This is a genomic window from Flavobacterium sp. (genome assembly GCF_044361015.1).
GTDB lineage: Bacteria > Bacteroidota > Bacteroidia > Flavobacteriales > Flavobacteriaceae > Flavobacterium.
Window position 1 is genome coordinate 1 of sequence record NZ_JBIKJL010000072.1, and the last position, 8,703, is coordinate 8,703.

The 8,703-nt window shown below is 33.6% G+C and carries 8 protein-coding genes and 1 pseudogene; 2 read left to right on the forward strand and 7 right to left on the reverse strand.

All coding sequences use genetic code 11. From position 1 onward, the window contains the following. Nucleotides 1-1,059, forward strand: a 1,059-nt coding sequence (locus ACIQ2Z_RS11880) for a mannose-1-phosphate guanylyltransferase (protein WP_396184373.1), incomplete at its 5' end; no start/stop codon positions are given. 22 nt (nt 1,060-1,081) lie between these two features. After that, nucleotides 1,082-3,448, forward strand: a complete 2,367-nt coding sequence (locus ACIQ2Z_RS11885; RefSeq protein WP_396184374.1) for a cation:proton antiporter — start codon at nt 1,082-1,084, stop codon at nt 3,446-3,448. Nucleotide 3,449: 1 nt separating this feature from the next. Here the strand turns inward: ACIQ2Z_RS11885 and ACIQ2Z_RS11890 are convergent, their stop codons facing one another. From ACIQ2Z_RS11890 to ACIQ2Z_RS11920, 7 genes and pseudogenes are all read right to left on the reverse strand, one after another. Beyond that, complete coding sequence (locus tag ACIQ2Z_RS11890) at nt 3,450-4,217, reverse strand: ABC transporter ATP-binding protein (RefSeq protein WP_396184375.1); 768 nt, start codon at nt 4,215-4,217, stop codon at nt 3,450-3,452. Further along, nucleotides 4,214-4,957, reverse strand: coding sequence for an MlaE family ABC transporter permease (locus tag ACIQ2Z_RS11895; RefSeq protein ID WP_396184376.1), 744 nt, complete (start codon nt 4,955-4,957; stop codon nt 4,214-4,216). Before ACIQ2Z_RS11895 ends, ACIQ2Z_RS11890 begins: the two co-directional genes overlap by 4 nt. Nucleotides 4,958-5,041: 84 nt before the next feature. Continuing rightward, complete coding sequence (locus tag ACIQ2Z_RS11900) at nt 5,042-5,890, reverse strand: glycosyltransferase (RefSeq protein WP_396184377.1); 849 nt, start codon at nt 5,888-5,890, stop codon at nt 5,042-5,044. Between the two features lie 23 nt (nt 5,891-5,913). Next, entirely contained in the window at nt 5,914-6,435 is a 522-nt protein-coding gene (locus tag ACIQ2Z_RS11905) for a methyltransferase (RefSeq protein WP_396184378.1), read from the reverse strand. Between the two features lie 197 nt (nt 6,436-6,632). Beyond that, nucleotides 6,633-7,691 carry a 3-oxoacyl-ACP synthase III family protein gene (locus ACIQ2Z_RS11910; RefSeq protein WP_396184379.1) on the reverse strand — a complete coding sequence of 353 codons (1,059 nt, stop codon included), beginning with the start codon at nt 7,689-7,691 and terminating at the stop codon, nt 6,633-6,635. Nucleotides 7,692-7,817: 126 nt separating this feature from the next. Then, nucleotides 7,818-8,195 (reverse strand): group III truncated hemoglobin, encoded by a 378-nt coding sequence (locus ACIQ2Z_RS11915; protein ID WP_396184381.1) that lies wholly within the window; start codon nt 8,193-8,195, stop codon nt 7,818-7,820. A 100-nt stretch (nt 8,196-8,295) separates the two neighbouring features. Continuing rightward, nucleotides 8,296-8,703, reverse strand: a pseudogene (locus ACIQ2Z_RS11920) (glycine dehydrogenase (aminomethyl-transferring)); the annotation flags it as partial.

Below are 8,703 nucleotides of genomic sequence, written 5' to 3' on the forward strand. Positions count from 1 at the left end.
ATGAACAAAAACTATTACGCAATATTAATGGCCGGTGGAGTAGGTTCACGTTTTTGGCCCGTAAGTACCACTGAGTTTCCCAAGCAGTTTCACGATATGTTGGGAGCAGGAGAGACACTGATTCAAAAAACCTTCAGTCGTTTATCGAAACTTATTCCCATTGAAAATATTTATATTTTAACTAATGAGCGATACAATGAGTTGGTTTTGCAGCAATTGCCAATGGTCAAACAAGAGCAAGTTTTATTGGAACCGGCCATGCGAAATACTGCACCTTGTATTTTGTATGCCTCGCTGAAAATCCAAAAAATGAATCCGGACGGCTTAATGGTAGTGGCTCCAAGCGATCATTGGATTGAAGATGAAACAGCATTTGCCAACAATTTGCAACAATGTTTTGACTATTGTGAAAAGGAAAATGCATTGGTAACACTTGGCATTCAGCCCACTTTTCCAAATACCGGTTTTGGTTATATAGAATTTGATAAAGCCGATACCAATTCGATTAAAAAAGTAAAACAATTTAGAGAAAAGCCTGATTATGAAACAGCAAAATCATTTCTAAATAGTGGTAATTTTTTATGGAATGGTGGAATATTTATTTGGTCTGTTCAATCGATTATTGAAGCGTTTTCAGCATTTCAACCGCAAATGCATCAATTATTCATGAATGGCTATCCACAGTTGAATACTTCGGGAGAACAAACTTTTATTAACTCAAATTATGCAACTGCCGAAAATGTCTCAATAGATTACGCTATTTTAGAAAATGCAACTAATGTTTTTGTGTTACCCGCTACCTTCGACTGGAATGATTTAGGAACTTGGGGTTCCTTATACGATAAATTGGATAAAGACGAACAAAATAATGCGGTTGTTAATTCAAAAGTAATTTTGGAAAACGCAACCAATAATATCATTAGAGCTCATGACAAAAAACTAATTGTTATTGATGGTTTAGATAATTTTATAGTTGTTGATGAGGGGAATGTTTTGCTAATTTACCCTAAAGATAAAGAGCAAGATATTAAGGCAATTATGAAAAAAGCGATAGGATAAATTAATTATACAACTGAATAGTATGATATTTTTAATAGGCATTGATTTCACTTTACCTTTAAAGAATCCGGTTTTGCTGTTTTCTTTGATCTTATTTATCATACTTTTTGCACCTATTTTACTGAATAAACTTCGAATTCCGCATCTTATAGGTTTAATTATCGCAGGAGCAATCATTGGACCGAATGGTTTAAATTTAATTGCTCGCGATATGAGTATTATTTTATTTGGAACTGTTGGACTTCAGTACATTATGTTCTTAGCCGGTTTGGAAATTGATTTAGCTGAGTTCAAGAAAAACAGCTCCAAGAGTTTAGTTTTTGGAATGCTTACGTTCTCAATCCCAATGATACTAGGTACTGTTGTAGGTCTTTATGTGTTGCATTTTTCGACAGCAACATCTGTTTTACTTGCCAGTATGTTTGCCTCGCACACTTTAATTGCTTATCCATTAATCAGTAAGTTAGGTGTTGCCAAAAACAGAGCTGTGACCGTTGCAGTAGGAGGCACCATGATTACTGACACACTCGCTCTTTTAGTTCTTGCAGTTATTGCAGGCATGCAAACCGGTGAAATCAATCAGGAATTTTGGATTCGTTTAGGTTTTTCAGTCATTCTTTTTGGATTGGTCGTGATGCTTATTTTTCCAATAATAGGGCGTTGGTTTTTTAAACGCTATGATGATAATATTTCACAATATATTTTTGTGTTGGCGATGGTATTTTTGGGATGTACATTGGCGGAATTGGCCGGTATTGAGGCTATTATTGGGGCTTTCTTAACCGGTTTAGCATTGAATCGATTAATTCCATATACTTCACCCTTAATGAATCGTATTGAATTTGTGGGAAATGCACTTTTCATACCGTTTTTCTTGATTGGGGTTGGTATGTTGATTGATTACAAAGCTTTTATTAAAGATTGGGACTCAATCCAAGTAGCGGGAATTATGACGGTTGTAGCTATTGTTGGAAAATATTTACCCGCATATATTACTCAAAAGTTGTTTGGTTATACAAAAGATGAGAGACGATTACTATTCGGATTAAGTAACGCTCAAGCAGCTGCAACTCTTGCCGCAGTTTTAGTTGGTTTTAATATTATAGTCGATTATAAAAGCGTTAATTCTTATAATGAAGTACATCTTAAAAATAATAAATTAACAACTGAAAACAATCAAGTTATAGTATTCAGTGAATTGAAGAATGGGGTATACCCAACTGTGGGAAGTATTGCTTTTGTTAATAATATTGAGGCAAAAGGCTCTTTTAAATTAAATGATAAAACACAAATGAGTTTTGTCAATGGAAAATTGGCTGACATTAAAATGCCTAACCGATTACTAAATGAAAATGTTTTAAATGGAACCATTTTAATGATTTTAATTACTTGCACCATTGCCTCATTTGTGGCTCAAAAAGGAGCTTATAATATTGCTTTGGCTGAAAATGATGAAACCGATAGTGAAGATGATGTAGTGATTGAAAGCGATGAAAAAATCTTAATTCCAATGAAAAGTGTTGATTCAGTTGATGAATTAATTAACCTCGCAGTAACTATAAAATCGAAAAAAAATAAAACAGGATTATTTGCTTTGAATGTAATTAGCAATAATGCATCAACAGCAGTTTTAGAGAGTAAAGCTCAAAAAATTGTAAAAAGAGCAGCTGTAGTTGCTTCTTCAACAGATAATTCTTTAAATATGCTTATGCGATATGACTTAAACATCTTAAATGGTGTTTCAAGTGTTGTTAAAGAGCATAAAATATCTGATATTATTTTGGGTCAAGCAGAATCTCTTGTGGCATCAGATTCATTATTTGGTCCTTTGACCGACGGAATTTTAAATAAATGTAAAACAACTACATTTATTTATAAATCTATTCAGCCATTAGCAACAGTAAAACGATTTATCGTTGTCATTCCGGAGCGTGCGGAGCGTGAAATTGGATTTCCGTTTTGGCTCATTAAAATTTGGAATTTAGGAAAAAATACGAGCTCTAAAATTGTTTTTTATGGATCTGAAACAACAATAAATTTCATTAAAGACATCCATGCTAAACATCCTGTAGATGCTGAATTTAATTTGTTTTCTGATTGGGATGATTTCTTAATTTTATCTCGTCACATCAACAAAGACGATACTTTGGTAGTTATAATGAGTAGAAAATTGAATCTTTCTTATAACTCGGTGATGAGTAATATTCCCGGTTTCATGAATAAATATTTTGATAAAAATAACGTACTGATAGTTTATCCATTGCAATCTACTTTGTCAGGAAGTAAATTGGATTTAAAGAGTTCAGCAGCGTTAGAAACCTTTACTGAAAACATTGAACGATTGGATGATGTTCGAAAACTAATTGGTAAATTATTCAGAATAAAATAAACTATTTGTCTTCTTTGTTTTGGGCTTTTCGGATTTTTTTGAAAAGATTAGAGGAGTAAACAAAGTCCACTATTGCTTCGTTATCGGTTTTGAAAATATCTTTTTTGGTGCCTTCCCATGCTAGGATACCTTCTTTTAGAAAGATTATTTTTTGGCCTATTTCCATGACAGAATTCATGTCATGCGTGTTGATGACAGTTGTGATATTATATTCTTCTGTAATTTCCTTAATTAAATTATCAATAACAATGGCAGTTTTTGGATCAAGTCCCGAATTGGGCTCATCACAAAATAAATATTTTGGATTATTTACGATTGCTCTTGCAATAGCAACCCGTTTTTGCATTCCTCCTGAAATCTCTGATGGTTTTTTTGAATTTGCATCAATAAGGTTGACACGTTTTAACACAAAATCAACACGTTCTTTGATTTCATCTTTTGTTTTATTTGAAAACATAGTTAATGGAAAGCCAACATTTTCTTCTACAGTCATGCTGTCAAATAAGGCACTGCCTTGAAATACCATGCCTATTTCTGTTCGTAATGTTCTTTTTTCATTTGTATTTAATTCAGAATAAATTCTTCCATCAAAAGAAATAGTGCCTTTGTCAGGAGTATGAATTCCTAATAAAGATTTCAACAAAACAGTTTTACCTGATCCACTTTGACCAATAATCAAATTAGTTTTCCCAGTTTCAAAAATGGTAGAAATACCTTTTAAAACTTGAGTATCACCAAATGACTTTTCAATATTTTTAATTTCTATCATTTGCTTAATAATAATTGAGTTAAAATATAATTAAACAGAATAATAGCAACGGATGTCCAAACAAATGATACCGTACTTGCTTTTCCAACTTCTAACGCTCCACCTTTCATGTAAAAACCATGGTAGGATGGAATAGTGGCTAACAGAAATGCAAAAACCAACGTTTTGATAAATGCATAGGTAATATGAAAGGGAATGAAATTGGTTTGTATCCCACGAATAAAATCTTCGCTATTTGAAAAGCCACCATAAACGCCAGCCATCCAGCCGCCTAGGATTCCTAAAAACATACTCAACCCAATTAAAAAAGGGTAAAATAACATAGCGATAATTTTGGGAAATACTAAATAGTTTAATGAATTAACCCCCATAACTTCTAAAGCATCTATTTGCTCAGTTACCCTCATGGTTCCTATGCTAGAAGTGATAAATGAACCTACTTTACCAGCCATAATAACGGAAATAAAAGTAGGAGCAAATTCAAGGATAACTGATTGACGTGTTGCAAAACCAATTAAATCTTTTGGAATTAAAGGATTTGTTAGATTAAGTGCTGTTTGAATTGAAACTACTCCACCAACAAAAAAGGAAATAAACCCCACGATGCCCAATGATCCAATGATTAAATCATCAATTTCTTTAAAAATCAAGACCTTCATCGCACTCCATTTAAGTGGTTTGTTGAAGACTTCTTTTAACATTAAGAAATATTTCCCTAAGTGGGTAAGAATTTTTAGCATAAAGCAAAAATAACAAAAAGTTTTGGTTACTGTTTGGTAGTTTTTTTTTTTGTAAACGAATTAACATTTTCCTTCTTTTAAACCCTAAAATAATTTTTCTTTCATGGTTTTCCATCGATACTTTTTGATAAATTTAACTTGTTCATGAGTTACTAATAGTGGGTTTTTAGCCATTTTAGCTTTCCAAAATCCTTGCATATAATCAAAAAAAAGTAATGGTTTTCGTTTAAGAATAGCTAATTTGGCTGAGGCAATAGCAGTAATCAAAAAACCATATCCTAAAGAATAGAAAGCTTCACCTTGTTTAAAACGTGCATTTTTGTTGTAATTTACTCCGGTTGGTTTTAAGTGTTTGACTTTCAATGTTGCATCAGTTACCACCTTCCAGTTATAAAATTTACATAGCAATTCATCTACCGTATCCCAACCCATGGCTGGTTTTAGGCCGCCAATTTGTTGAAAGCACTCTTTTCGATAGGCTTTAAAAGCTCCGCGAATATGGTCTTTGTCGGTGAGATTTTCTAAAACCCATTCCCCATTTTTTTCAATGTAAGCAAATCCACCCACCATGCCAATACGTTCATCTGATTGAAAATGCTTGCTAATTGTTTCAAAATAATTTGCCGGAAAAATCAAATCAGCATCCGCTTTTACAATAAAATCGTAATCGTTATCAAGACTATCCAAACCTGTTTGAAACGCCTGAATTACTTTACTTCCCGGTAAGTGTAATTTATCCGAAGTTTTATTAATTATGGAAATCCATTTGTGTTTTTTGATGTATTTTTCAACTATTTCTTCGGTTTCATCGGACGAGTTATCATTAATAACAACAAGTTTTTTAGGTTTATGGAACTGATAAACCAATGATTGCAATGTAAATGCAATGTTTTTCGCTTCATTATGTGCCGGGATTACGATATAGTATTTCATTTTGGCTCTTTAGTGATTAGTATTCACTTTCTCTCAGCATAAACCAAATAATATCTTGGTGTAAAAAAGCGTAATAAAGGTCTAAAGCCAATCTTTTTGACCGGATGCGTAAATTTTATACGATCCATAATTTTCCAACCGGTTTTTTCAAGAAGCCAATCCAATTGCCAATCTTCGAATTCGTGGTAATGTCGGTCCCATTTGTCTGTTTTGCTTTGATAAGCTGGCGAAAACCATAAACGTAGTGGGATTGAAATTAAAATTTTATCCGATTTGATGTTTTGTAAAACGGTAAATGGGTTTAGTAAATGCTCAAAAATTTCAAAAGCGGTTACGGCGGTATAATTTTCGTTTATTAGATTTGATTGATCAAAGTCTAAATCTTCACCTTTGGTATTTTTGACCTTATATCCATTTTGGCTCATGATTTTTGAAAATGGATTTTCTACCCCTAAATCAAGAATGGTATCTGATTTTGAAAGGTGTTTTTCAAGAAATTCAAGTGTAATTTTGAATCGTTTGTTTGGAAATGTTTTTTCGTACATGTTAAGCTTTTCGTGAGACAAATGTACTAATTTATTTGGTGTTGGCACATTTTAGCCCTGATAGTAGTGGAAAGCCCGGAGCTCAAAAATTGAGTTTTTTTGTGGAAGGCAAAGCGACCTTGGGAGCTATTGAATAACACGTAAAAAAACCATTTTTTGAGCGAGGACTTGCAACGGATAGCAGGATTAGCTTCTAATTATACCTGATAAACAATCGCATTGATATTCATGCCAGCTCCAACAGAGGCAAACATAATTATATCACCTTTTTGTAATTCTTGATTTTCAATTTCACCTTTCAAGATAGAATCGTATAAAGTTGGAATCGTCGCCACACTCGAATTACCCAATTTATGGATACTCATTGGCATAATACCTTCCGGAGGCGTTTGCTTGTAAAGACGGTAAAAACGTTGAATAATTGCTTCATCCATTTTTTCGTTGGCTTGGTGAATCAATATTTTTTTGACTTGGGAAATAGCGATTCCGCTCGAATCTAAACACGCTTGCATGGCTTTTGGAACTTGACTTAAAGCAAATTCATAAATTTTGCGACCGTTCATTTTGATGTAACGTACATCAGGGTCATGTGTTTTGTTGAAGGAGTTGCCAAAAAACAAGTAATAGGCTTCATCGTAGGTATACGTAGCCGTTTCATGTGCCAAGATACCACCTTCTTCCGACGTTGCTTCAATAACGGTAGCTCCTGCACCATCTGAATAAATCATGCTGTCGCGATCATGCGGGTCAACCACGCGGGATAAGGTTTCTGCACCAATAACCAAGCATTTTTTTGCCATACCAGCTTTGATGTAGGCTTGGGCTTGAATAACGCCTTCTACCCAACCCGGACATCCAAAAAGCATATCATAAGCCACGCATTTCGGGTTTTTGATTCGCAAATTAAATTTTACTCGAGTGGCCAAGCTTGGTAGTAAATCGGTTTGAATGGTTCCTTTGTTTACATCACCAAAATTATGGGCAAAGATGATGTAATCTAAAGTTTCAGGATCAATTTTGGAATTTTCAATAGCTTTTTTGGCGGCAATTGTCGCAATGTCTGATGTTTTTAAATCATCAGTAACATACCGTCGTTCTTCTATTCCGGTTATGTCTTTAAATTTTTCTGCAATAATATCATTTGGTTGCGGAAAGGGAGTTCCGTCATCATTTAAAAACACGTGTTTTAGAAAATCAGCATTACTGACTATTTCTGTGGGAATATAACTCCCGGTACCTGTTATTTTTATATTCATAATGAGGGTCAATTATAGCACTAAATTATTAATTTAAATTGTCATAAATCAGTAATTAAACAACAAAGTGATTTTAATTGTGAAATACTCAAAAAATAAGCACAAAATTTATTGTAGTCTCAATTATTAGTTTTTTTTCTGTGCTATTTTAATCTGCATAACGGTAGCAATGCTTAAAGCTTGTGTTTTTATGCGTTCTGCTTTTTCACCTTTAAAATTTTCATCAACTGAATTGTAAAAATGATTTAACCAAATGCTAAATAATTCCGGTGATAAATATTCTTTTTCATTCACTTCTAAGTGAATTCGTGTCAGATTTTTTGTATAACCTCCAGTTCCCAAAATACCTTGCGACCAAAAAGTGACTAAAATAGGTAAATGCTCTTCCAATTTTATTTTTACTACATCCGTAAAAATATAACTGATGGCGTCATCTGAAAGTAACTTTTTGTAGAATTCATCTACCAGCAGAAATAAGTCTTCCTGCGTTTGAATATCGTTCATTTAAAGGCATTGGTTAACACTAATTGATAAAAGTAAAAAAGTTTAGAGAAGTGATGAAACAACTTTAAACTTTTAAACTTTAAACTATTTTAAACATTTTTTACATGTAGGCCTCAATTGGAGCACAACTGCAAACTAAATTTCTGTCTCCATAAGCATCATCTACACGACGAACGCTTGGCCAGAATTTATTTTCAGAAATGTAATCCAATGGGAAAGCTGCTTGTTCTCTGGTGTATGGGAAAACCCATGCGTCAGATGTTAGCATTGCTAAGGTGTGCGGTGCGTTTTTCAAAACGTTATTATGATCATCCGCATTTGCTGCATCAATTTCTTTTTTGATTGAAATCATGGCATCGCAAAAACGATCTAACTCGGCCAAATCTTCTGATTCGGTTGGTTCTATCATCAATGTACCTGCAACCGGGAAAGAAACCGTTGGAGCATGGAATCCATAGTCCATTAAACGTTTCGCTATATCGGTTACTTCAATGCCGTTTTGTTTAAA

Excerpts from the sequence above, each read along its gene's own strand:
- ACIQ2Z_RS11905 (WP_396184378.1), bottom strand. The coding sequence starts at position 6,435 with ATGTACGAAAAAACATTTCCAAACAAACGATTCAAAATTACACTTGAA.
- ACIQ2Z_RS11910 (WP_396184379.1), bottom strand. The coding sequence starts at position 7,691 with ATGAATATAAAAATAACAGGTACCGGGAGTTATATTCCCACAGAAATA.
- ACIQ2Z_RS11895 (WP_396184376.1), bottom strand. The coding sequence starts at position 4,957 with ATGCTAAAAATTCTTACCCACTTAGGGAAATATTTCTTAATGTTAAAA.
- ACIQ2Z_RS11915 (WP_396184381.1), bottom strand. The coding sequence starts at position 8,195 with ATGAACGATATTCAAACGCAGGAAGACTTATTTCTGCTGGTAGATGAA.
- ACIQ2Z_RS11900 (WP_396184377.1), bottom strand. The coding sequence starts at position 5,890 with ATGAAATACTATATCGTAATCCCGGCACATAATGAAGCGAAAAACATT.
- ACIQ2Z_RS11890 (WP_396184375.1), bottom strand. The coding sequence starts at position 4,217 with ATGATAGAAATTAAAAATATTGAAAAGTCATTTGGTGATACTCAAGTT.
- ACIQ2Z_RS11885 (WP_396184374.1), top strand. The coding sequence starts at position 1,082 with ATGATATTTTTAATAGGCATTGATTTCACTTTACCTTTAAAGAATCCG.